We start from the raw sequence: 22,495 nt of genomic DNA, 5'->3' as shown, positions 1-22,495 counted from the left end.
GGTTCATGGCGGTTTCCCAACGGCAGCGGTGCGCGGTGACCGGCGCGCGGCGAAGCAGGGATGGTTCAGTGACCGGTGAACACAGGCTCGCGCCGCTCCAGGAACGCGGCCGCCGCCTCGCGGGCGTCCTCGGTGTGGAAGCAGCGGACCATGCGGTCGACCTCGGCCCCGAGGAAGTCGCCGAGCGGCATGGTCTGCGCGGCGAGCAGGTTCTGCTTCATGGCCCGGGCCGCGAGAGGGGCGGCTGACGCCAGGCGGGCGGTGACGCGATCCGTCAGCTCACCGAACTCGGCGGCGGTGGAGACCTCGGTCACCAGTCCGAGTTCGGCCGCCCGGTGCGCATCGAACTTCCCGGGCAGCAAGAAGAGCTCGCGGGCTCGCGCGGCGCCGAGTAGCCGCGTGAGGAACCAGATTCCGCCGAGGTCGCCGGGCAGTCCCGCACTCAGGAAAGCTGTGTTGAAGACGGCGGCCCCGGAGGCGATCCGGATGTCGGCCGCCAGGGCCAGCGACAGACCCGCCCCCGCACAGGCGCCGTTGATCGCGGCCACGGTGAGCTGAGGCATCAGGTGGAGACGCTCGGCCACATGGCTGGCCGCTCGCAGCCGCGCCGTGTCCGCCTCGATCGAGTCGCCTTGGAGTATGCGGAGCTCCGGTGGAGCGGCGAGATCGGCACCGACGCAGAAACTCGATCCGGACCCCGTCAGCGCGACGACACGCACGTCACGGTTCGCCTCGAGTTGCCCGAGGACGTTTTCGAGATCACGGAGCAGTTGGGCGGAGACGGCGTTCCGGCGCCCCGGGTTGTCAAGGGTCACTGTCGCGACCTCGCGGACGATCGAGCACGAGACCTGAACTGGCATCGGCGCCTCCGGTGAGTGTGGGTCGATCACGTGCCGTCCGCGTGATGACCTGCGCCACATCAAACGCCGTGGTGATCGACAGCGTCAAAGACCAGTATCCGGTTGGAATGACTGCAATCGCCTATCGATCGAGGTCGCTCCGTCTCTCCTCACGCGCGATCGGAGACCGCTTCCTGAAACCGTCGAGCTGACGTTTCTCCATCGCGGACATGACGTGCCCCGTGGCCTCGATCCGGCTCAGCCCCGAGGCCGTACGACGTTCGACGGCCCGGTCCCAGGACGCGAGGTCGGCCTTGGTCTCCGCAAGGAAAACCGCGGCCGCCGCAGTGAGCCTGCCGGGCCGGTGCACCACACCGATCCGCCTCTGGAGCCGCGGTTCGATCTCGCGCACCGCCGCCCCCCGCTGGCGGGCCTCGATCGCGACCCGCATGGACACGATCGCCGCGCCGGCGCCGGAGAGAACCATGGGCACCACCGCCCCCCGCTGCGGGACCTCGACTGCCACCCGCGGCTGGACCCCGTTCTCGCGCAGCATGGCCTCGACGTAGTCCCGGGTCGTGGTGTTGCGCTTCCCCATCACCAGCGGGAGGCCCGACATCGACCCGAGCGAGACGGTCTCGGGCAGCTCGGACCCCGTCCCGGGCGGGAGGAGCAGCACGAATCTCTGTGGGGTCAGGAACTCGTCCGCCAGCCCCTCCCTCGGCACGGGCAGCATTGTCACGCCGAGCTCGCAGGCACCGGACTTGACCAGCTCGACGACGTCGGAGATGTGGTCGCGTTCCTCGATGCGCAGGCTGACGTTCGGATTCTTCACCCGGAAGTTGGCCGCCCACACCGACAGCGGATCCGTCGAGAGGTCCGACAGCGCCGCGATGTCGATCCGCCCGCGCTCCACATCCCGCACCTCGCGCACCGCCTGGAGCGCGGAGTCCACGTCCCGCAGGATCTGCCGGGCCGGGCCCACCAGGGCCTCACCAGCGGGGGCGAGCACCAGACCCCTGCCCACTCGGAAGAACAACTCGGTCCGCAGGTCCTTCTCCAGCTTCCTGACGGCCTGCGAGAGCGACGGCTGAGCGACGCGCAGCGCGGCCGCGGCCCGGTTCACCCCACCGTTGTCGACGACTGCCAGGAAATACTCCAACTGCCGGATGTCCATCCCCGAAACATACGAGGCGCCCGCTCACCGGTCGAGGAAGACGCCGAGCTGCCCCGCGGCGCGAAAGCGACGGCGCGTGGTGTCCGCCAATAATGTGCCAGTTTATGCCGATTCTTGTGCGGGGGTGACCCGCGCGTACAGACGCCTACGAGTAGGCGTACCTCGGTGAATGGGGATTTCCCTACGATTCGACGGCCGATGAGAGGCGGAGGAAGCGCTGGTCCGCCTTGAAGTGGATCGGGAGCAGCTGTGGTGTCAGGATCTGTATAAGGACCGGGGTGAGTTGGCGATACCGCCGAGTGCGGATATGTCGCGGGCGAGTAGTGCGATGCATGGCGTCTGCGGGGAGTTGGTCTACTCCTGGTTCGTCGGTTATCGGGGCGGGCCGGTATGGATCCCCTCGTGGGTGAGGAGTCGTCCGTCTCACGCTGAACCGGAATGACGCTCCCTGACTGATCCTGCACGCCCCCAGAGACGCCGGGGGGACGTGGGAGGCCGAGTTCGGCGAGGGCATCAATGGGTTGACGGGATTGGACGCAGCGCTGAGGGCAGCGGAGGCTGTGTTCCCGTCCCTGTACGACGGCGCCTCCACCGCGGAGGAAGTGCCGCTGTACAACGAGGAGCATAGGCGCGGGTTTTCACCGGGGGCGGCCGCTACTGCGGGCTCACGATCGACCATGCCACCGTCGAAGCTGGACTGCTCCCGCTGGCCCTTCTCCCCCTGCCGGCGGCGTGATCTGGTGGAGGGCAGCGAGCTCGGCCTAGTCGATCACGGTGAGGTGTGAGGCCGATCAGCGCGCGCTGGCAGGGCGGCAGGCCAGGCAAGACCCAGGGTGGCGTTGAGGCGCGTGCTTGTGTCGAGGCCCGGTCAGTTCCCAGAGCGCCTCTTCCCTATCTGTCTACGGCGAGGTGTGAAGTGGGTGTCCGCCAGGTCCGCCGCGACAGAGACGGACCAGGGCGAGGGCAAGAACCGGGAGCGGTCAATCCGAGCAACTTCCGGCGCCCAGTGGTCCCGGACGACGTTCCCTCATAGGCGGGGTCGGGGGTGTGGGAGGGGGTGCTCAACAATCCTCAGCGGCCGAAGACTCGGAGTGGAACAGGGCGACCGCCTGCTCTTAGCAACTCGGGGTCGCCTCTGTTTCGACCGTGTGGACGAGGCCCTCTTTGGCTTCGTTTACGGATCTCCCGAGAACAAAGCAGGGGGATCATGCAGAACAAGTTCCGCGCGATCGCCCTCTCTGTCGCCGTCGCGGTGGCGTTCGGTGTCGCCGCGCCGGCCGCGACCGCCATGACACAGGCACTACCGGCTACCGCGGTTACCAGCGTGACGCACACTGATGCGCAGCAGGTGCCTGGCCCCGCGAATAGCTACGGAGCCGTCACGCCCGAGAACATCACCGCCACCGAGCCGCTCGTCCCGATGAACCGAGACGACGTCTCGGCATCATTCGGCTACATCCGGCCCGTGCAGGCCCGCAACACCGACATCGCCTGTGTGGTCGCGGAGAAGACCGGGCCGGAACTGCGCGGACTGCTCCTGGCGGTGGCCGAACGCATCGTCATCCCGGTCACCGCCCTGGACGACCGGGACTAGGAGCTGAGCGCGGACTCCTTGGTGACGGCGGCACTCGGCGGGATGTTCCTGGACACCCTGCGCGTCGACGACGAAGTCTGCCCGGCGGATCCTCCGGGCATCGCCCTGACCAGCGACAACACACGCCATGACGTACCGACCGGCAACCAACCGACCCACATCATCATCAAGACGGCAGCACCAGATCGGCAACCATGACAGCAGTCGTACCACGCAGGACAATTCGCCGAGCAGCTGAAAGCCGAACACCAGCCCACTGACGTATCGATGCCGAACCACCACGGACACCCGCACATCATCTGGCTCGCGGTGCGGGGCCGGCTGCCAGGGGGCCGGGCTTCAGAGGCGGTTCAGCGTGGTGCCATGCGGATGGCGCCGTCGAGGCGGATGGTCTCGCCGTTGAGCATCGGGTTGGTGATGATTGCCTCGACCAGGTGGGCGTACTCGGCGGGGTCGCCGAGCCTGTTGGGGTGTGGCGTCTGCGTGCCGAGGGAGCGCTGTGCCTCTTCGGGCAGGCTGCCGAGCAGCGGGGTTTTGAAGAGGCCGGGGGCGATGGTGTTGACTCGGATGAGCAGTCCGGCTAGGTCCCGGGCGATCGGTAGCGTCGCGCCGACGATTCCGCCTTTGGAGGCTGCGTAGGCGGCCTGTCCGATCTGCCCTTCGAAGGCGGCGACGGATGCGGTGTTGACGATCACTCCGCGCTCGTCGGCCACGGGCTCGTTGTGGGCCATTGCGTCGGCGGTGAGCCGGATGACGTTGAACGTTCCGACGAGGTTGACCTTGATCACCTTCTCGAAGTCGGCGAGCGGGAAGGGGCCGTTTCTGCCCACTGTCCTGGCCACGCTGCCGATACCGGCGCAGTTGACGGTGATTCTCAGCGTCCCTTCGGCGTTGGCGTGTTCGACTGCCTCGGTGACCGCATCTTCGTCGGTGACGTCGGCGGGGGAGAAGGAGACGCTCCCGCCGAGTGCGGTGAGTGCGGTGGTGTCCGCACCCGGGAGGTCGACCGCGACCACGCGGGCCCCCGAAGCGGCGAGCGCGGTGACGGTGGCGAGACCGAGCCCGGAGGCTCCTCCGGTGACCAGCGCGGTGGTTCCTGCGATGTGCATGACTGTGGCGTCCGTTCGTGTGGCTCAGCGGCTCCGGACTACAGGGAGCGGCTGATGAGTTCCTTCATGATTTCGCTGGTTCCGCCGTAGATCTTCTGGACCCGGGCTGCGGCGTACAGCCGGGCGATCGGGTACTCCATGACATAGCCGTAGCCGCCGAAGATCTGGAGACAGCGGTCGGTGATCTCGACCTGCTTCTCGGTGGCCCAGAGCTTGGCCATCGAGGCGGTCGCCGGGTCGAGGGTTCCGGCGATCTGCTCCTGGACGCAGTGGTCTGTCAGTGTCTTGCCGGCGAGGACGTCTGTCTTGCACTCGGCCAGGACGTAGCGGGTGTTTTGGAACTCGATGAGCGGCTTCCCGAACACGGTGCGCTGCTTGGCGTATGCGATGGCCTCGACCACGGCCGCCTCGGCCGCCGCGACCCCGCCCACGCCGATGATCAGGCGTTCTCGCTGGAGTTGGTTCATGAGCTGGTAGAAGCCCTGGCCCTCGACGCCGCCGAGTAGGTTGGCCGCCGGGACCCGCATGTCTGTGAAGGACAGTTCGCAGGTGTCCTGTCCGTGCTGGCCGATCTTCTCCAGGGCCCTGCCCCGGGAGAATCCCGGTAGTTCACTGGTTTCGGCCACCAGGAGCGATATGCCCTTGGCGCCCTGGGAGGGGTCGGTCTTCACGACGATGACGAGAAGATCGCAGTGGAGTCCGTTGGAGATGAACGTCTTCGATCCGTTGACGATGTAGTGGTCCCCGTCGCGGACCGCGGTGGTGCGGATGGCCTGGAGGTCCGACCCGGTGCCGGGTTCCGTCATGGCGATCGCGAGAACGCTCGTACCGGAGGCGCACCCGGGCAGCCACCGGCGTTTCTGGTCCTCGGTGGCGTAGGCGTTGATGTAGTGCGCGACGATCGTCGAGTGCACGGCGAAGCCGAAGGCGGAGTCATGGGCGAGCATGAGTTCCTGCTGGACGACGGCCTCATGGCCGAAGTCGCCGCCCCCGCCGCCGTGCTCTTCCGGGATGTCGAGGCAGAGCAGACCGGCGTCACCGGCCTTGTTCCAGAACGCTCGGTCAACCTGGCGCTGATCGGCCCAGCGCTGCTGGTGTGGGGTGGCTTCCCTGCGGAAGAACACGGCGGCGTGCTTGCGCAGCATCGCTTGGTCTTCGCTCTCCCACGCAGGGTGGTAGCCGGGAAACAGTGGGGACATGGTTTTACTCTCCGGTGAACTCGGGTGTGCGCTTGTCCAGAAACGCGCGCTCGCCTTCTCGGCTGTCCGCCGAGTGGATGGCCACATGGAAATTGCGCTTCTCGTGTTCGAGCCCCTGAGCCAGGGAGGTCTCGAACGCCCGCAGAGCGGCGTCCTTGGCGAGGGCGACCGCGAGCGGCGAGTTCCGTGCGATACGGCCCGCGAGCTTCAGTGCCCGCGACAGCGCCTCGCCGTCGGGCACCACTTGGGAGACGACACCGGCCATGGCGGCTTCGTCGGCCGGCAGTGTGTCTCCGGTGAGCAGCAACGCCATCGCCCGGGCCTTGCCCAGTGCGTGGACCAGTCGCTGGGTGCCGCCCCCGCCGGGGATGACGCCGAGCCGGACTTCGGGCACGGCGAACTTCGCGGATGTCCCCGCGATGACGGTGTCGCATGCCAGCGCCAGTTCGAAGCCACCGCCGAAGGCGAGGCCCTCGACTGCGGCGACGACCGGTTTCGGGAAGGTGGCCAGATCTGACCAGAGGCTGCCGCCGAGCGTCGGGCGCGGCCCGAGCAGGGCTTCTGCCCGCATCCGGTTGAAGGCGGTGATGTCGGCGCCGGCGCAGAAGACGCCGCCGGCGCCGGTGAGGACCACTGCTCGGACGGTCTCGTCGTGCCGGATCCGGTCGAGTTCGGCGGTCAGGCCCGTCATGACCGCTTCGTTCAGGGCGTTCTTCGCGGTGGGCCGGTCGATCTCCAGGACGGTGACGGGCCCGTGCCGTACCACCGTCAGTACGGCGCCTGTGGCGGTCACCGGGCCTCCCGGTAGATGCCGGAGTGCTCGGCCCGCATGGCTTTCTTGTCGAGCTTGCCGACGCTGGTGCGCGGCAGCCGGTCGACGTACAGCACGGTGTCCGGGAACTGCCACTTGGCGAAGGCGCCGAGCAGCAGGCCGTGGATCTCTTCGAGAGGCAGTTCCTCACCGTCGGTGGTGACCACGAGCGCCACGGGCCGTTCCTGCCATTTGGGGTGCTCGACGCCGATCACGGCGGCTTCGGCGACCTTGGGGTGCCCGGTGATCGCGTTCTCCATGTCAATGGAGGAAATCCACTCGCCACCGCTCTTGACGACGTCCTTGAGGCGGTCGGTCAGCTTGAGGTAGCCGTGCGGCGAGAGGGTGCCCACGTCACCGGATCGCCAGTAGCCGTCGGTGAAGCGGTCGGCGTCGTCGTGCCCCCGGTAGTACCGCTCGGTGATCCAGGGACCGCGCAGCAGTACCTCGCCCTGGCTCCTGCCGTCGGCCGGCAGATCATTCCCGTCGGGGTCGACGATCCGGATGTCGACCCCGTTGATCGGTAGCCCCTGCGAGCGCTTGAGGTTCCACCGCTCTTCGGGGGAGAGAGCCCCGGCGATGGTCGGTTTGACGCCTGCGTTGACGGTGACGGTCGGGGTGGTCTCGGTGGCGCCATAGGCGTGGATGATGTCGGCGCCGGTCAATTCGTGAAAGCCCCGCGACAGTGAGAGTGCCGGTTCGGTCGAGCCGGAGAGCAGCCGCGCCCGGCTGAAGTCGGGTCTGGTTGCCAGGGTTCTGATGTAGTCGAGCATGGGCTGGAAGATGGCGGGTGCGCCGTTGGCGACCGTCACCTTCTCGGCGATCATGGCGTCGACCAGGAGCGAGGTGTCCTCCGCTGTGTACCGGCCGGGGAGGACGATCTTCGCGGCGCTGTAGACGGCGGACTGCGGCAGGCCCCAGGACTGGCCGTGGAACATCGGCGTGATGAGCATGACGGTGTCGTCGGCGCTCATGCCGAGGCTTGCGGCCTGCGCCATGGTGTGCAGGTAGATGCCGCGATGGGAGTAGTACACGCCCTTCGGGCGGCCGGTCGTCCCCGTGGTGTAGCAGGCGCTGTAGGCGGAGCGCTCTTCGACAATCGGCCATGCGATCTCGTCGCGGGCGTCGGCCATCAGGTCCTCGAAGTGGTGGACGTCCGGCAGGGTGGTGGTGATCCCCGAGAGTGGCTTGTCCGTCATCACCACCCAGGCGCGCACGTCAGGGGCGTGCGGGGCGAGCGCCTCCGCTACCGGTAGGAGACTCTCGTCCACCAGGACGACGGAGGCGCGGCTGTGGGCGGCGACGTGGCCGAGGTCCTCGGGTGCCAGACGTAGATTCATCTGCAGCATGACGGCCCCGGTGCCGGGGATGGCCCAGTACAGCTCGAAGTGCCGCTTGCTGTTCCAGTCGAGGATGCCCACGACGTCGCCGGGGGTGACGCCGAGGGCGGACAGGACGTTGGCTGCGCGCTTGACCCGGGTGTAGGCGTCGGCGTAGGTGTAGCGGCCCCAGCCTCCGTCCCCGGTGCGGTGGACGATTTCCTGCTCGGGGTAGGTCCGTGCGGAGTGTCGGATGAGGGTGGTGGTGTTGAGCTGGTAGGAGTCGCCGTGTGTGGACGGGAGTCCCCGGACGATCGCGGTCATGCGCTGCTCCCTGTGATGAGCTCGATGATGGTGGTGTTGGCCGTACCGGTGGCTTCGCAGATGGTTTGGAGGCCGGTGGACCCGCCGCTGCGTTCGAGTTCGCACAGCAGGTCGGTGAGCATGCGGGCCCCGGTCGAGCCCAGGGGGTGACCGATGGCGATGGAACCGCCGTTGACGTTGAGCTGGTTGTCATCGATCCCGAACTCCCGCTTGAACAGCAGCGGAACACCCGCGAACGCCTCGTTTACCTCGAACAGGTCGATGTCGTTCGTGGTCAGTCCGCTACGGATGAGGGCGTTACGGGTGGCGTCGAGGACCGCCGTGAACTGGACGACAGGGTCCCCGGCCGCTACCGACAGGGCCCGGAAGCGGGCCCTCGGGATGAGCCCGCGGCGCTCCGCGAACTCCCGGTCGGCGATCAGTAGCGCAGCCGCTCCGTCGCTGAGCTGAGACGAGTTCGCCGCTGTGGTGCGCCCATTCGCGGCGAACACGGCCTTCAGTGATGCCATCTTCGCGGGGTCGACGTGCTCGCGGATGCCCTCGTCGGTGTCGACCAGAGGGGACGCGGGGTCGGCGGGATCGCTCGGCAGCGGCACTGTCTGCGCCGTGAACCGGCCCGCCCGGGAGGCGGCCCAGGCCCGCTGATGACTGCGGGCACTGAAGGCGTCCAGCGCGTCCCGGCTGAACCCGGACCTTTCGTTCAGCAGTTCCGAGGACGCGCCCTGCGCCATCAGTCCGCCGTCGTAGCGGGCCAGCTCGTGCGGGCTGTACTGCGGGCCCAGGGGTGCTCCCGGCGCCATCGCCGGGGGCATCGGTACCTGGGACATCGACTCGACGCCGCAGGCGATCACCAGATCGTGTGTGCCGGCCATGACCGCCTGGGCGGCAAAGCTCACCGCCTGCTGGCCGGAGCCGCACTGGCGGTCGACCGTCACTGCGGGCACGGATTCGGGCAGTCCGGCCGCTAGTACGGCGTGCCGGGCCAGGTTCCCGGACTGCTGTTCCTGCTGGAGGACGCATCCGGCGATCACGTCCTCGATGAGTGCCGGTTCCACGCCGGTACGCTCCACCAGCGCCCGCAGGGTCTGCCCGAGCAGGTCCACTGGATGCCAGCGGCTGAGTGCTCCGCCACGTCTGCCGACCGGTGTGCGGACGGCACCGACGATCACGGCCTCTCGTACGCTCATAGCCGCTCCTTCTCTGTGTGCTGACGGATACCGGCCAGCGGGATGTCCGCGCGCTTGGCCAGGGCCTCCCATTCGGCGGTGGTACGGGTCGCGAAGACGCGGCCGAGCCCGTCGCGGGTCCCGGCGCCACCTAGGGCTTCACGGGTGCGGGACCAGAAGTGCGGTTCGATCGCGGCCAGGGCCACATGGCCGTCCGCGGTCGCGTAGATCCCGTACGCGGGACTGCCGCCGCCCAGTGGGGCGCCTTCGCCCGTGAGCCCGTGACGGATCGCCGCGCCGGCGACGGCGGCGGCGTCCTCCAGGACGATGCGATGACGCCCACCGCGACCCGAGACCGACCGCTCCAGCAGCGCCAGCGCAGCCGCCGATACGGCTTGTTCGGCGCCGAGGAGGTCGGCGATGGGTACGGTCGGCATCACCGGGGGCGTGAGCGTCCCGTGAACCGCCTGATACGTCAGGTCGTGCCCCGGTGCTTCCGCGAAGGCTCCAGCGTGCCCGACGATCTCAATGGAGGAAAGCCCCGGAAACGCGAGGTGGGTGTCGTCCAGTCCGAGCCGGGCCAGCGCCGCCGGGCGCATAGCGGTGATCAATATATCGCCGCGCGCCAGCTCGGTATCGAGCCGGACGCGATCGCCCGAGTCCTTGAGATCGAGCGTGATCACGCTCTGTCCGTAGGCGAGTTCCGCATACCAACCCGGTGCGACGCCGGCCAGGGGGTCACCGCCCGGCGGCTCCACCTTGACGACATCGGCGCCCAGCCGGCGCAGGCGCGCGGCTGCGAGCGGGCCGGGCAGATTGACCGCGAGCGTGACGACCCGCACTCCGGCCAACGGCAGGGTCTGTTGCATCGCCTCTCCTTCCCTCGACTATACAAATGTATCGCTACCAATGCGTATGTAAAGACTCTGGGGTGAGTTGTATTATTCGTGGGGTGGCCTCCTGGGTTTCGTCACCGGTGGGGCGGGGGTCGTGGAAGGTGCCGTCTCGGAGCCTGGCGAAGAGGGCGCCGACTCATCGTCGGGCGAGGCAGAGGAGTACTTGGGTGTGATGTCTGCCCTGGTTGATTCCCCTGTCGTGACAGGCCCTCGGCCCCAGGGCGGCGAACACGGTGCGGAAGAAGGCCCTTCCGGGCTGCTTCTTCCCTCACCGGGAAGGCTGCTCGCCGCAGATCGAGGAGCCTGGGCTCCGGGTGGCCGAGGAGAGGCCGACGCGGACGCGAGGTGGGCGGCGGACGGAAACGAGCTGCCGTCGCCGACGTCGATGAGGAGTCCTACTCCGGCCCTGACGCCGACCCCCGGCATGGGCGCCAGGACCAGCGGTCTGCCGATGCCTCCGGAGCCGGGTGACACCACCCCCGAGACATGCGATCGACCGGGGAGAAAGTCATGCCGCCCCCGCAGGCCGGACACCCGTTGCGGGCTACCAAAAAGGTAATGAGGAGATGACCAATGACTGATCCACGCGCCGGCGCGGATGACCTGACAGCCAAGGCGAGGATCCGCAACGCCGCGCTAGACCTCTACGCGGAGCGGGGCGAGGACCGCGTCTCCCTGCGTACAGTCGCCGCCGCTGCGGACGTGACGGTCGGCCTCGTCCAGCACCACTACAAGACCAAGAACGGCCTGCGGAGCGCGGTCGAGCAACTGGTCGTCGACTACTACGCGCAGGCCATCAGCCGGGCCAGCTCCGACGGCGGCCCAGCACAGGTCGCCGCGGCCCGGGACACGTCGGTCCAGCTCATGCTGAGGGCGAACCCGCCCGTGGCCGACTACCTCCGCCGCGTGCTACTCGAACCGAACCGGCCCCAGAGCCAACTGCTGGAACGCCTGACCGAACTGACCCGCAGCGAGATCACCAAACTGCGAGAAGCCGGTCTCGCGTCGACCAGCAGACCCGCGTCCACCCAGATCGTCGCGATCATGGTGCGTCAGCTGGGACAGATGTTCCTTCAACCCATGATCGACACCATGTGGGAACACCTAGCCGATCCGGCAGCGGAACAGGCCATGAAACCGACCCTCGAGGTAACCGTGCAGACTCCGCCACCCGAAGCCCGTCACGGATGAAAACCCGCGCCAATTGCGGCGTGGGCCACCACCAGCAGGCTTCACCCCGCCCTTCCACACCCCGCCTTCCCACACCAACAACACCCGCCCGCGCCAACAGTCCCAGACGTCCCGGAGACCCGAATGACTTCCCGCACTTCCGCGCCGCTCGCTTGCTGCTGCGGCCCGCACGCGAATCTGCGCACGAGCCGGGCCCACCGTGGAGCTCCCCCTTGTCCGCTGTCTGACGATCACCGCCGACCAGTGTCCGACTCTGCCCTGAGCGCACCATGTCCGGGCGGGCTCATCCATGGCCGACGTCACACCGCGCAGCCGGAGTTCAGCGGGCGGGACAGGTACTGGACACCGAGGCTCTGAGCCGCCAGTCCAAGGGCTTTTTGGGGCGGAACGCCTCCCCGCTCGCCCCATGACTGCGGACGCAGCGATGAGCGCCTTCAACTACTCCCGGCAGTTGGGGCCGACGACACCGAATCCGCCGCCGAGTTCTTCGCCGCCGAGCCGCGGATGCCCATGCCGCTCTTGGACGTCGCCGAGCGCACCGTCATCCCGGTCATCAGCCTGCCCAACCTGGACCGGGAAGAGGCTCCGTGCAACGACTCGTTCGCTCTGCTCGAAGTGGGGATCTGCTTCCTGGGCACCCTCCGTGATGCACGGCCAGCGGTGACTGCTCCGCCTCCACCAGGTCCGCCCGGTCTCGACGCCCCGGGGACATGACCTTGCTGTGCCAGGTGTGTGCTTGGGGGATGGGCTGGCTGGTCAGTCGACCGTGACAATGGTGATGTCGGCCGGTGGGCTGATCGGGCCGTCGCCCGCTTTGTTGCTGGCGATGACTTGGAGGGTGCCGCCTTGGTCCCGGATCTCGCTGAGGGTGGCGGGATCGGTGATCGTGTATCGGGTGGAGGCGGTGGTGGACACGACGTGGGAGCGGGTGTCGGGGAGGGTGAGTACGAGGGCGTAGGTGATATCGGGGTCGCCGCCGTCGTCCTCGGGGGGCTCCCAGCCGGTCTGGAGGTTGGCGTAGTAGTCGCTGAGGACGCCCCGGACGTAGCGGGGGACCGAGGGCGGGGTCTTGCCGGTCAGGACGATGGCCTCGGCGGTGGAGGCGCCGCACTCCCCGTACGCGGCCTGGGTGGCGATGATCCGGGCGGTCCCGGGTGTGGCGGGGGCGGTGTAGCGGCCCTCGGGGGTGAGGGTTCCGGGACTGCCGGGGGCGAGGCTGAAGGTGACGGGTGCGGTGCACCAATCGGCGCGTTTCACTTCGAAGGCGGTGTCCGTGCCGGGCTGGAGATGGCGGACAGGGTCGTCGATGTAGAGGCCGGGGCGGGTGCCGTTCAGGGTGAGGATGTCCCGGGAGACGTCCAGGAGCGGCAGCCGGAAGGTCAGGGAGGGGATGGCCGCGATGGACACGGACAGGCTTCCGCTCAGGCCGGCCCGCACGGTGAGCCAGGGGTCTTCCTGGGCGGCGATGACGGCCTGAAGGTAGGGAGCGATCTGGAGGCCGGGGCCCGCGAGTCCGTAGAACTGCAGAGACACATCGATGGGGAGCGACGCCTGCAGGGTGGCTTTCGTCCGCCCCAGGGACACGTCCGCGGTGGCGACGGGGGCGGTGGTGGTGTTCTCGCTGTACCACTCCTGGCTGTCGTAGCCGGCCCGGGCGCCGATGTGCTGGGCGTAGGTGAAGCTCGCGTGGATGTCGAAGCCGCCGCTGAAGGTCAGTTCGGCGCTCAGGGAGAGGGTGGGGATGATGACGATGGGGATGGGGCCGGCCGTGAAGACGATGGGGGCGAGGGTGGTCTGGGCCAGGGGAATGGTGGAGGTGTAGCCGGCGCTGATGCCGATGTCCGCGTCGATCGATGCCTTCACGTCGGCTTCGGCGGTGAAGTCGAGGGCGTCGACGCCCCAACTGCTTTTGCTGGTGGTCCAGGTGAGATCCCAGTGGGGGTCGATGGTGATGCTGCCGCGGATGGTTCCACCGGCGCTGGCCGTGGCGCCCGGGTGGTCGGTGTTGGGGGCGACGGCGAGGCCGAAGGACAGTTCCCCGTCGGCGACCAGAGGCCCTGGAGAGACTCCCTTGTGGTAGACGGTGGTGCCGGTGCGGTCGGTGTCCCAGTCGCCGGCCATCGCAAGCTGTGAGTGGTCCAGTACGTCGGGCAGGGCGGCGTCTTCGGTGGTCACGACGAGGGTCTCGCCGTCCATGCGGGTGGCGGTGACCTTCCGCAGCAGCCCCGCCGGGGCGTTCTTGTCAGTGTTCGAGACGATGACGTCTCCCCGCTTCAGGCCCCGCAACTGCCCGTTGGGACGCAGGAAGCGCAGCTCTTTGTCTTTGGTCGCGGTGAGCTGGTCCAGCGACCCCGCGGTCAGGACCTTCGCTTCGCGGTCGACGTCCACCCGCGGGGAGACCTCGGTCTCCGCCTCCCCGGCCGGCCCGCTGCCGACCGCGTTGTCCGCCGACACGCTCACCGCGTAGAGCTCGGCGGCATCGAGGCCGGTCACCACCGCCTGCCGCTGCCCTCCACTGGCCTGCACGACGGTGTCGCCGACGGTGACGGTGTAGCCGGTGATCCTCGGCCCGCCGTCGTCTTCCGGTGCCGACCAGCGCACCAGCAGCTCACGGTCCGAATTTCCCTGCGGGACCGCGGACACATCGGTCGGAGCGCCGGGTACCCGGTCCGGGCCGGGGGTGACCGTCTTGGTGGCCGGCTCGCCGGTGCCCGCCTTGTTGACCGCGCGGACGGCCACTCTGTAGGCGGTGCCGTCGACGAGGCCCGGGACCCGTGCGTTCAGTTGGGACGCCGCTGTTTTGACGGTGACCGTGTCGCCGCCGCCGGACGCGGTGACCGTGTAGCCGGTGAGGGGGGAGCCGCCGTCGTCCGGTGGTGTCCACTCGACCTCGACCGATCCGTCACGGCCGTGGGCGTGATCCAGGATCGGCGCCAGCGGCAGCTGGGCCGACTCCGGAGTCACCTCCTGTGACCACTGCGACCGCCACAGACTCGGAAGTTTCCTCTGGACGACCATGAAACGGTACGCGGTTCCGTTGCGCAGGCCCGTCACCCGGGCGTACCGGTCATCGGGACCGACCGTGGTCCGGGCCTCGCCGGGGTCGGCGATCACCACGAAATCGGCTGCCGCGCCCGACCCGGCGACGAACTGCACATCCACTGCCCCGTCCCGGGGGAACACACTCGTCACCACCGGATCCGCGGAACCGGCCGCCGCCCGCTCCGTCGCCCGTTCCACCGCCCGGGCGCCCGCACCCCCGGCTGCGGGCAGCATTCCCAGCAGCCCCAGCACCACTGCCATGACCAGTACCACGGACACACGCTGTCGGCTCATCAGCCGCTCCTCGCCTCCCGGGCCGGACAGGCCCCGGCCGGCCCGTGCCCGATGGGCACCGCCGTATAGGCGGCACTGTGCCCGGGCCCGATAGCCCTCACCGCACCGACACGCTCAATCATCCGAAAGCGCCATCCCCTCAGCCGACCGCTGCCCCGCGCTCTCTGGCCGTGCGGGGCCCCGGGCGCCCCGAGGCCGCCCGCACGAAAGGAAGCGCCCCCGGCGGCAGGCCCATCCGGCCTCCTCGTCCGCCCGGAGCGGCTGGCGTGATGCGGCCGGACGAACAGGGACAAGACGGGACTGCGCCGACGGTCACCAAGCGTTGATACGCCGGCGGCACGGGGCTGCTCATGGGTAGGGGGCCGTGTGTGTGAATCGGCGCCGGGGGTGGCCCGGTGTGCGGGTGGTACAGGTCCGGGGCCTGTCACGGTGTGGGGTGCGGGAGCAGCCCGGGGCAGCCATGGGCCCACCGCCTGCGTTGAGGAGTGGTGAGGGGTATGGGCCGGTTGCGGGTCTGGGTGCTGCTGGTGGCAGTGCTGGCGGTGTGGCTGCCCGCTGTCCCCGATGGGGCGGGGCGGACCGCGTACGCGTCCGCCGCCCCGGTGGGGCGGGCGGCTGAGGTGGAGCCGGTCCCGGTGGTGACGAACCTCTTCCCGCGGGACGGGGCGGTCGATGTGCAGTTCGTCGCCGGGTCGGCCGATGAGGAGGTCACCGGGTTCACCGTTCACGCGACACCGGGCGGGGCCCGGGTGAAAGTGAAGGCGGAGGACCGCTATGCGCGGGTGCCGGGTCTGGTGAACGGGACCGCGTACCGGTTCACGGTCACGCAGGAGTCCGCCGATCCGCAGTATGTGCGCACGTCCCGGCCCTCGGACGCGATCGCGCCGCGCCCGGCGCAGGTGCCGCTCGCGCCCATCGTGGACCGTGTCCACGGGCGGGACGGGGCAATCGAGGTGGAGTGGTCCCCGCCGGACGACGGCGGGAGTGTTCTGACCGGCTACGAGGTTACCGCGACCGACGAGAACGATCAGGAGGTGACGGTGAAAACCGGGGTCGGGCAGACCACCGCTCGGGTGCCCAGCCTCACCAACGGCACCCCCTACACGGTCCGGGTCCGGGCGCGTAACGAGGCGGGCTGGGGTGAGGCGGCGGAGAGGACAGGGGTGAAGCCCGCACCCGACCGGGTGCCGGGTGCGCCGACCGATGTGTCGGCGGCCCCGCACGGGGCGGGTGACCGTGCGGTGGTGGTGCGCTGGTCGGCGCCGGAGGACGACGGCGGCCCCCGGATCACCGCCTATGTGGTCGGTATCGGCGGCCATTTCGCCCGCGTCGGGGGCGGTGCGCGGGAGGCGGTGATCACCGGTCTGGACCCGGTCGGGACGTACCGGATGGGGGTGGCGGCGATCAACGAGGTCGGAGCGGGGCCGGTCGCCAGCACCCAGCAGGAGGTGTCGCCGAAGGTCGAGGTCGCCGAGGACATCGAGGTCTTGACCGCAGACAGTGTGGACAAGCTCACCGAAGTGGAGACGCAGGAGCTGCGGTTCACCCGGCCGAACGCCCAACTGCGGGCGCTCAGGCGCGGGGACACCCTGGTCGCCGCTGCGGGCGGCGAGGCGCCGGAGGGGCTGCTGCGGAAGGTCGTCTCCACCCGTACCGAGGGGACCACCCTCATCGTCACCACCCAGGACGCCGCCCTGCCCGAGGTCTTCGACCATGCCCAGGTCGCCGCTGCCGGGGACCTGGACAGTGACCGGGCCGGTAGCACCGTCTACCACCAGGGTGTCTCACCCGGTCCGCAGATCGGCCGCGGTGAGATGTCGTTCGGGCTCGCGGCCCTCGTCGGGCCGGGGGGCGGCGGTTTGGCGGGCGATGTGTCGGGCACGGTCCGCGGGACGATCGTCGTCGATCCGCACTGGGAGTTCACCTTCACCGCCAACGACGCGGGCGTGCAGGAGATGGAGTTCTCCGCCGAAGCCGAGGTGACGGCCTCCCTCCAGGCGGAGATCGACCTCTCCGCAGCCGTGGTCCTCAGTGTCCCGCTGGCGCAGACCGTTCTCCCGCCGGTGACGCTGCTGGCCGGTGAGGTCCCCATCGTCATCGTGCCGACGCTGTCCCTGCATCTGGAAACGGCCCTCGGCGGTGGCCTGCGCGTCCGCGCGGACTTCACCTACGCCCAGACCGCCGGCGGCCGGGCCACCTACAGCGGCGGGTCCTGGGACGGCGAGAACACCACCACCGCCCCCCGGGCCACCGCCGACGTGAGCTCCGTTACGGGCAACATCTCCACCCAGTTCTCCTTCCCGGTCGAGATCGACCTCCAGCTCTACGGAATCGGCGGCCCCGGCCTCCAGATCGCCCCCTACGCCAAGATCGTTGCCGCACCGGCGGAGGACCCAGCGGAGTCCGTAACCGTGGGAGTGGCGGGCAACCTCACCGTGAGCATCGCCGGGGCCGAGGCCCTGGGCTTCCGGGTGCCGCTCGGGGACATCTCCCAGGAGATCTACAGCAAGGCGGGGCCGCGGCCCGGTATCTACATCGACAATCCGGTGCGCGACCTCCAACCCGGCCAGCGTGCCGAGTTCACCCTGGAACGTGTCCGGTGGTGCGAGGCCCCGGTGACCTGGAGTCTCGCCCCCGGTGATCCCGGCACCATCAACCAGAACGGCGTCTACGCCTCGACGGCATTCGGCGGCACCGCCCGTATCACCGCCACCCAGGAAGCCTACGGGGAATGCCCCCGTGCCACCGCCGAGGCCGTCGTCCGCGCCGGACACACCGGACCCACCGAACCCCGCCTGGTCAGCGCCTTCGCTGACGTCACCGACACCGACGTCACCTGGACCCCGCCCCAGTACGACGGCGGCGACCCCCACATCACCTACACCATCGTCCTCACCCTCCCCGGCACCCGCCCCTACGTCCTGGGCACCACCACCGCCGGCACCTTCAACACCACCAAGGACATCGACCTCATCCACCAGTCCCCCGGCGCCTACGTCCAGGTCATCGCCAGCAACCAGTACGGCATCAGCCCCCCGAGCCCCCCGGCCGACCTCGGAGCCTTCTGACGGCTCTCAGCCCAGCCCCGCCCGCCGGCCCGGACAGGTCGGCGGGCGGGACTGGGCCGATCCTTGATGATCCGGCCCCGGTGGGAGTGGCGGGGCGACCGCGACCCGGAAGGCTTCCTGGCAGCCGCAGGCATCACCGGTACGCTCACCCGCAGGCGACGGCCGCCGCCCGCGGAAGGTTACGTCCCCGACGGCGGCCTCCGGCTCCAGCCTGCCGGTCACCCCGCCCACACCATCACCCTCTCCGCCGTCCGCGCCGGAACCGGCCTGATACCGGGTGCGCTTTCCTGCCGCTGATGATGCCGCCCCGCACGCGGGGTCCCGCAGTCGCACGGCGAAGACCCAGGAATCCCTCAGCGCGCCCCGGGGCAGCCAGGGCGTGGCCGGGCCTTCCTGCGAGTCCGGGTGCCGGTCGGGTCAGGGGGCGGGAGCCATGGACCCCACACATGGATGACGAACTGCTCGACCCCGCCGGGACCCGCCACCGGCCGCCCTTGGCGAACACCTCAAAGCCGAGCGCCCGCACCGCAGCCGCCGGTGCCGCCCCGCCCGTTCGGGTACTGTCTCTGCCCCGCCCTCGGCCCCTCACCCGATCACCCGAACGATGCCTTCACGGCATCCGCCCACCCGGCAGGGAGCAGGTCATCGCCCAGCCGGGGCAGGGGCAGGTCTCTGCCATCCCCGCGCCTGCCGCGCCTGCCGCCCCTGGGATGCTGCCGTCCGCGCGTTCCCGGACGCCGGCAGGACCTAGCGCCGTCGCAGCGGCCGCGCATCGCATGGCGACACCCCGCACGCCGCTGGTCCTTCACACCCCGGTCGGACCGTGGAGACACTGTCTCCTCCGCTGCTACTCATCTGCTCACACCATGCCGGGGTGGCCGGAGGGCCGTGTGCTGCGAACACCGGTTCGAAGGTGATGGCGTCCAGGAGCAGGGCTCCTGGACGCCATCACAGGGAAGCGGGATGGCCTGGGGCTTGCCGTCTGATTCGCGTCGGAAGGTCGCGGAGGCGTCCAGGGGATGGACAAGGCTCTGACGGGCATTCAGCCGGGCGGGCCGGCCCTGTTCCGGCTGATGCAGTGCCCGGAGCGAGGCTGTTCGGCCTAGCGCGGCTGGCCGGAAACACCGGTGGTGCGGATGCTGGGACGGCAGGCGCCGGCGATGCGGTCGCCGGGCCGGCAGCAGGGCGCGGTACCGGCGAGCCTGCGGGCAGACCAGTGCCGGGTGCGGATTGCCGCATCCGGAGGTGCGAAGAGAAAGGAAGCAACTATGACGGTACGTGTCAGGCCCGGTTCACGGGCGGCGGTGGCGGTGTGCGGGATGGCGGTGCTGGCCTCGGTGACTGTCCCGGCCGGCTCCGCCGCGGCGGAGGAAGCGCACGGGTACGCGGTGTTCACGACGGACACCAAGGTGAAGGCGTGGTCGAAGCCGGACTGGGTCGACAAGGTCACCGTGTACGTGTGGGGCGGCAGCGGCGGAGGTGGTGGGGGCGGCGGAGGTGCCGGCGGCGGGAGCGGCAGCAATGACGTGAGCTCGCTGAGCGGGGATGTCGCCCGGCTGGGCGGCGGAGGCGGCGGAGGCGGAGGCGGCGGCGGAGGCGGCGGTGCCGGGGACTTCGTGGAATGCCACCTTGAGTTCACCGACAGCACTCGGCGGCTGCTGCTCGCCGGCCCCGGCACCGGGGGTGCGGGCGGCGGCGGGGGTGCGTCCGGCACGGGCGGGGTAACCGGCAACGGCGGTGGCCTCAGCATCCCCTCCATCAAGACCTTCGCGACGAGGGGTGTGGGCGGCTGGAGCGGGGGCGAGGGCACCTTGTCGAAGGTCACGCTGGCCGGTGCGGTACATCAGATCGTGGCGACTGGCAACCCGGGCCGGGCCGGCGGGTGGGGCGGTGGAGGCGCCCCAGGGAACCGGGGATGGGCCAACTATCCGCCCAATTATGATCCACCCGGTGACGGGAAGGGCGGGGCTGGCGGGGACAGCGGAGACGCCGGAACCTCGGTCAACGGCAGCACCTGCACCAGCGCGGGGCAGAACATCGTGGACGGCGCCAAGGGTTCCCGGGGCTCAAGGGGAGTGCCCGGGAACAACGGCACCACGGTACGTGGGTCGAGCGGAGGCGCGGGCGGAGGCGCGGGCGACAGCGGTGGGGGCGGCGCCCTGCCCGTGACCCGGGTGACCCTGCCCGACGGAACCGACTTCCACGTGCCCGACAGCGTCCGCTACGGCGGCGGGACCGGCGGCGGTGGCGGGACCGGCGGCAAGGGCGGCAACGGCGGCTACACCTACCGCGACAGCTCCGGACAGCAGCGAATCGTCAACGGAGAGCCCGGAGGCAACGGCGCCGACGGACGCGCGGCACAGGCCGGCGCCCCGGGACTGGTCGTCATCGCCTGGTGACCGTTCCGCATCCCCCCGGCCCGGGAACCGTCCTGCCGCCCCGCATCCCCCGGGGGCGGCGAGTCCCGGTATCAGGTCTGCTGAGGGGGAGTTCACGACGTCGATCAGCCCCGACGGCAGACCACAGCTCGCAGGCCCGAAGGTGATGGGGGAGCGTCACGGGACACGCGGGACCCCGCCGTACCTGTGGTGTTGGCCGTATTGCGTCTGCGGGCAGAGCCTCTCCTTTCCGGCCCGGCGGGACGGCGGTACGTTCCCCAGCACAGAGTCACGGACCCTCGGTGAGTCCCGGGGGCCGCCCCCCCACAGAGACGAGGACCAGATGTCCGCCACTGCCCGCATCACGGCCGGCCGGCGAGCCGGTACGTTCGGAATCGCCGCCCTGCTCCTCCTTACCGGTGCCTCCCTCACGACGGCGCAGCCCGCGAAAGCCGCAGTCCCCGCGAAAGCCGCGAAACCCGCGAAGGCCGCGGGTATCGACGTGGAATGTCTCGGCAGCTTCTCCCGCACCTTCAGCCCCGCCATCACCCTCACCCCGCAGAGCGTCACCGGGACAGCCACCTACACCTACAACACCTGTGCGATCGGCTCGACCGGGAGCGGCAGCGCGAGCAGTACCCTGACCATCTCGTGCATCCCCCTCGCCGCGGGCCCGCCCGAGACGGAGACCGTGACCTGGCTCGACCCCACCGGCGGAAGCAGCGTCATCACCTGGTCCCAGCCCACCGTCGTCGCGCAGACCATCGTCTTCACCGGCACCGTCACCTCCGGCCGCTACCTCGGCGACGCCGCCACCAAAATCACCTCCGGCGTCAGTTACGTCGGCAGCGTCATCGGCTGCCTCCTCGGCACACCGATCTCCGGCACCACCGGCCTCGTCGACAGCCTCCTCCTGACCAGCTGACCAGCTGACCACAACCCGTGACCCTGCCTACACCCCATTCATTGTGAGGCGGAGTGGAGGGCGGTGACGGCAGCCCTGAAGACGAGAGGCACGGCGGATCCGCGCTTCAATCCCCAGACGGGCGGGGACCGCTCCGGAGACAGGCTGGTGCGCGCGGCACGGAGACCAGCCCTTGCCGCTCCGGGCCCCGCACCGCACCGGCCGTGCCGGTCCCACCGGTCCGGTGCCCGCGGCAGAAGCCCTGGATCGGAGGCGAGGGGGCTCCTGCGCCGCCCCCGCCGCACTGCCGCCGCCATCCGGGGTGGCCGTGATGAGCGTATAGGCGGCCCCCTGCTGCCCGGATGTCCCAGGAGGGCGCCGGGAGAGGTTCGGTCGTTGTCTCACACGGCCGATGCCCGAAAAAGGTCAGTGGGAATGATCTCCGCCTCGTTGAAGAGGTGATCCAACGCCTCATGACCGTGATGCCTGCGGAGCTCGATTTCGGCGGCCGTCACAGGCAAGGTCCACAGGATGCGGGCGTGCCCCCCCCGGGCAGCGGACAGTGTTCGAAGTCAGGTCCGTGGAGATAGGGCAGGCTGATCAGCAGGTGGTCGCAGTTCGAGCCCGGCACCCGTGGTTCGCCGATCGGCATGCTGTGCTCCAGGTTGAGCTGATGGCCACTGCAGTGGTAGTACGTGATCATGGCCATGAGGTCGATGAACTGCTGGTCGCGGACGTGGGCGGTAATGACGAACTCAAGCCCATGACCGTCCTTCTCCATCGCGGCCCAGCACCCGGCGGGTCACATAGGCCCAGCTATCGCTGCGCGGACCGGGGCCGACAACGAGAACCCGCAGGCCGGGCAGAACCTCGCGCCGTTCCGGCCCCAGGTCGCAGACGACGACCTCAACGGAATGCCCCTCGAAGAACGCACGGACATGTGACTCAACGGCCTCCACGGCCAGCAGCCTCGCATCACTCACCGCGCGATCATGCCAGACCCGATCAACCGGCCCGACTTCTCACCCAGCGTCACGGTCCGTGGGCCTCAGCCGCGAATACGCGACACCTCAACATGCGGGCCTACCAGTCCCAACGCCGTATGCGTAGGCGGCATCGCCGGGGTACTACGGCCGGCGTGATCCTGGGCGCACTGCTCTGTACGGGGGTGGTCCCGGCCGCGG

18 protein-coding genes are annotated in these 22,495 nt (G+C 69.6%); 7 read left to right on the top strand and 11 right to left on the bottom strand.

Going from position 1 to position 22,495, the window contains the following annotated elements:
* Positions 1 to 65: 65 nt before the first annotated feature.
* Both NBG84_RS35790 and NBG84_RS35785 read right to left on the bottom strand, forming a co-directional pair.
* Entirely contained in the window at positions 66 to 860 is a 795-nt protein-coding gene (locus NBG84_RS35790; RefSeq protein ID WP_250923872.1) for an enoyl-CoA hydratase/isomerase family protein, read from the bottom strand.
* Between the two features lie 121 nt (positions 861 to 981).
* Positions 982 to 2,016: a LysR family transcriptional regulator gene (locus NBG84_RS35785; RefSeq protein ID WP_250923871.1), complete on the bottom strand. Its 1,035-nt coding sequence runs from the start codon at positions 2,014 to 2,016 to the stop codon at positions 982 to 984.
* 1,207 nt (positions 2,017 to 3,223) lie between these two features.
* On the opposite strand from NBG84_RS35785, the gene NBG84_RS35780 reads away from it, so the two are divergent.
* Together NBG84_RS35780 and NBG84_RS35775 are read left to right on the top strand one after the other, a co-directional pair.
* Positions 3,224 to 3,610, top strand: coding sequence for a hypothetical protein (locus tag NBG84_RS35780; RefSeq protein WP_250923870.1), 387 nt, complete (start codon positions 3,224 to 3,226; stop codon positions 3,608 to 3,610).
* Positions 3,611 to 3,631: 21 nt separating this feature from the next.
* Positions 3,632 to 3,808, top strand: coding sequence for a hypothetical protein (locus NBG84_RS35775; RefSeq protein WP_250923869.1), 177 nt, complete (start codon positions 3,632 to 3,634; stop codon positions 3,806 to 3,808).
* Positions 3,809 to 3,960: 152 nt separating this feature from the next.
* Here the strand turns inward: NBG84_RS35775 and NBG84_RS35770 are convergent, their stop codons facing one another.
* From NBG84_RS35770 to NBG84_RS35745, 6 genes are read right to left on the bottom strand one after another with little or no spacing between them, the layout of a single operon-like run.
* Positions 3,961 to 4,719, bottom strand: coding sequence for a 3-hydroxyacyl-CoA dehydrogenase (locus NBG84_RS35770; RefSeq protein ID WP_250923868.1), 759 nt, complete (start codon positions 4,717 to 4,719; stop codon positions 3,961 to 3,963).
* Positions 4,720 to 4,757: 38 nt separating this feature from the next.
* The gene (locus NBG84_RS35765) at positions 4,758 to 5,918 is read right to left on the bottom strand and encodes an acyl-CoA dehydrogenase family protein (RefSeq protein ID WP_250923867.1); all 1,161 of its coding nucleotides are present in this window, start codon (positions 5,916 to 5,918) and stop codon (positions 4,758 to 4,760) included.
* 4 nt (positions 5,919 to 5,922) lie between these two features.
* Positions 5,923 to 6,711: an enoyl-CoA hydratase/isomerase family protein gene (locus tag NBG84_RS35760; protein WP_250923866.1), complete on the bottom strand. Its 789-nt coding sequence runs from the start codon at positions 6,709 to 6,711 to the stop codon at positions 5,923 to 5,925.
* Positions 6,708 to 8,372, bottom strand: a complete 1,665-nt coding sequence (locus NBG84_RS35755; RefSeq protein ID WP_250923865.1) for a long-chain-fatty-acid--CoA ligase — start codon at positions 8,370 to 8,372, stop codon at positions 6,708 to 6,710. Before NBG84_RS35755 ends, NBG84_RS35760 begins: the two co-directional genes overlap by 4 nt.
* Positions 8,369 to 9,559: a thiolase family protein gene (locus NBG84_RS35750; RefSeq protein ID WP_250923864.1), complete on the bottom strand. Its 1,191-nt coding sequence runs from the start codon at positions 9,557 to 9,559 to the stop codon at positions 8,369 to 8,371. Before NBG84_RS35750 ends, NBG84_RS35755 begins: the two co-directional genes overlap by 4 nt.
* Positions 9,556 to 10,407, bottom strand: coding sequence for a CoA transferase (locus NBG84_RS35745; protein ID WP_250923863.1), 852 nt, complete (start codon positions 10,405 to 10,407; stop codon positions 9,556 to 9,558). The genes NBG84_RS35750 and NBG84_RS35745 overlap by 4 nt, the downstream gene beginning before the upstream one ends.
* A 600-nt stretch (positions 10,408 to 11,007) precedes the next feature.
* Between NBG84_RS35745 and NBG84_RS35740 the strand changes: the two genes are divergently transcribed.
* A complete protein-coding gene (locus tag NBG84_RS35740; protein WP_250923862.1) occupies positions 11,008 to 11,625 on the top strand; it encodes a TetR/AcrR family transcriptional regulator in 618 nt (205 codons plus the stop codon).
* Positions 11,626 to 12,135: 510 nt separating this feature from the next.
* Complete coding sequence (locus NBG84_RS35735) at positions 12,136 to 12,339, top strand: hypothetical protein (RefSeq protein ID WP_250923861.1); 204 nt, start codon at positions 12,136 to 12,138, stop codon at positions 12,337 to 12,339.
* Between the two features lie 42 nt (positions 12,340 to 12,381).
* On the opposite strand, the gene NBG84_RS35730 is transcribed toward NBG84_RS35735, so the two are convergent.
* Positions 12,382 to 14,961: a fibronectin type III domain-containing protein gene (locus NBG84_RS35730; protein WP_250923860.1), complete on the bottom strand. Its 2,580-nt coding sequence runs from the start codon at positions 14,959 to 14,961 to the stop codon at positions 12,382 to 12,384.
* A gap of 497 nt (positions 14,962 to 15,458) precedes the next feature.
* Here NBG84_RS35730 and NBG84_RS35725 point away from each other — a divergent pair, with 497 nt between their 5' ends.
* From NBG84_RS35725 to NBG84_RS35715, 3 genes are all read left to right on the top strand, one after another.
* Complete coding sequence (locus tag NBG84_RS35725) at positions 15,459 to 18,029, top strand: fibronectin type III domain-containing protein (RefSeq protein ID WP_250923859.1); 2,571 nt, start codon at positions 15,459 to 15,461, stop codon at positions 18,027 to 18,029.
* A gap of 1,268 nt (positions 18,030 to 19,297) precedes the next feature.
* Entirely contained in the window at positions 19,298 to 20,428 is a 1,131-nt protein-coding gene (locus NBG84_RS40865) for a hypothetical protein (protein WP_285368675.1), read from the top strand.
* Between the two features lie 322 nt (positions 20,429 to 20,750).
* On the top strand, positions 20,751 to 21,332 hold the full coding sequence (locus NBG84_RS35715) for a hypothetical protein (RefSeq protein ID WP_250923858.1): 582 nt from the start codon (positions 20,751 to 20,753) through the stop codon (positions 21,330 to 21,332).
* A gap of 490 nt (positions 21,333 to 21,822) precedes the next feature.
* Here NBG84_RS35715 and NBG84_RS35705 read toward each other — a convergent pair whose 3' ends face one another.
* Positions 21,823 to 22,092 (bottom strand): hypothetical protein, encoded by a 270-nt coding sequence (locus tag NBG84_RS35705; protein WP_250923856.1) that lies wholly within the window; start codon positions 22,090 to 22,092, stop codon positions 21,823 to 21,825.
* Positions 22,067 to 22,294: a hypothetical protein gene (locus NBG84_RS35700; protein WP_250923855.1), complete on the bottom strand. Its 228-nt coding sequence runs from the start codon at positions 22,292 to 22,294 to the stop codon at positions 22,067 to 22,069. The genes NBG84_RS35705 and NBG84_RS35700 overlap by 26 nt, the downstream gene beginning before the upstream one ends.
* Positions 22,295 to 22,495: the final 201 nt, after the last annotated feature.

It is taken from the genome of Streptomyces albipurpureus (assembly GCF_023701525.1).
GTDB lineage: Bacteria > Actinomycetota > Actinomycetes > Streptomycetales > Streptomycetaceae > Streptomyces > Streptomyces albipurpureus.
The sequence above is the reverse complement of the archived record's forward strand: the minus strand, read 5'-3'. Positions and strand labels throughout refer to the sequence as shown.

Bases quoted from the DNA above. Each gene is read 5' to 3' on its own strand.
- NBG84_RS35790 (WP_250923872.1), bottom strand. From the start codon at position 860: ATGCCAGTTCAGGTCTCGTGCTCGATCGTCCGCGAGGTCGCGACAGTG.
- NBG84_RS35785 (WP_250923871.1), bottom strand. From the start codon at position 2,016: ATGGACATCCGGCAGTTGGAGTATTTCCTGGCAGTCGTCGACAACGGT.
- NBG84_RS35780 (WP_250923870.1), top strand. From the start codon at position 3,224: ATGCAGAACAAGTTCCGCGCGATCGCCCTCTCTGTCGCCGTCGCGGTG.
- NBG84_RS35770 (WP_250923868.1), bottom strand. From the start codon at position 4,719: ATGCACATCGCAGGAACCACCGCGCTGGTCACCGGAGGAGCCTCCGGG.
- NBG84_RS35765 (WP_250923867.1), bottom strand. From the start codon at position 5,918: ATGTCCCCACTGTTTCCCGGCTACCACCCTGCGTGGGAGAGCGAAGAC.
- NBG84_RS35755 (WP_250923865.1), bottom strand. From the start codon at position 8,372: ATGACCGCGATCGTCCGGGGACTCCCGTCCACACACGGCGACTCCTAC.
- NBG84_RS35750 (WP_250923864.1), bottom strand. From the start codon at position 9,559: ATGAGCGTACGAGAGGCCGTGATCGTCGGTGCCGTCCGCACACCGGTC.
- NBG84_RS35745 (WP_250923863.1), bottom strand. From the start codon at position 10,407: ATGCAACAGACCCTGCCGTTGGCCGGAGTGCGGGTCGTCACGCTCGCG.
- NBG84_RS35740 (WP_250923862.1), top strand. From the start codon at position 11,008: ATGACTGATCCACGCGCCGGCGCGGATGACCTGACAGCCAAGGCGAGG.
- NBG84_RS35735 (WP_250923861.1), top strand. From the start codon at position 12,136: ATGCCGCTCTTGGACGTCGCCGAGCGCACCGTCATCCCGGTCATCAGC.
- NBG84_RS35730 (WP_250923860.1), bottom strand. From the start codon at position 14,961: ATGAGCCGACAGCGTGTGTCCGTGGTACTGGTCATGGCAGTGGTGCTG.
- NBG84_RS35725 (WP_250923859.1), top strand. From the start codon at position 15,459: ATGGGCCGGTTGCGGGTCTGGGTGCTGCTGGTGGCAGTGCTGGCGGTG.
- NBG84_RS40865 (WP_285368675.1), top strand. From the start codon at position 19,298: ATGACGGTACGTGTCAGGCCCGGTTCACGGGCGGCGGTGGCGGTGTGC.
- NBG84_RS35715 (WP_250923858.1), top strand. From the start codon at position 20,751: ATGTCCGCCACTGCCCGCATCACGGCCGGCCGGCGAGCCGGTACGTTC.
- NBG84_RS35705 (WP_250923856.1), bottom strand. From the start codon at position 22,092: ATGGAGAAGGACGGTCATGGGCTTGAGTTCGTCATTACCGCCCACGTC.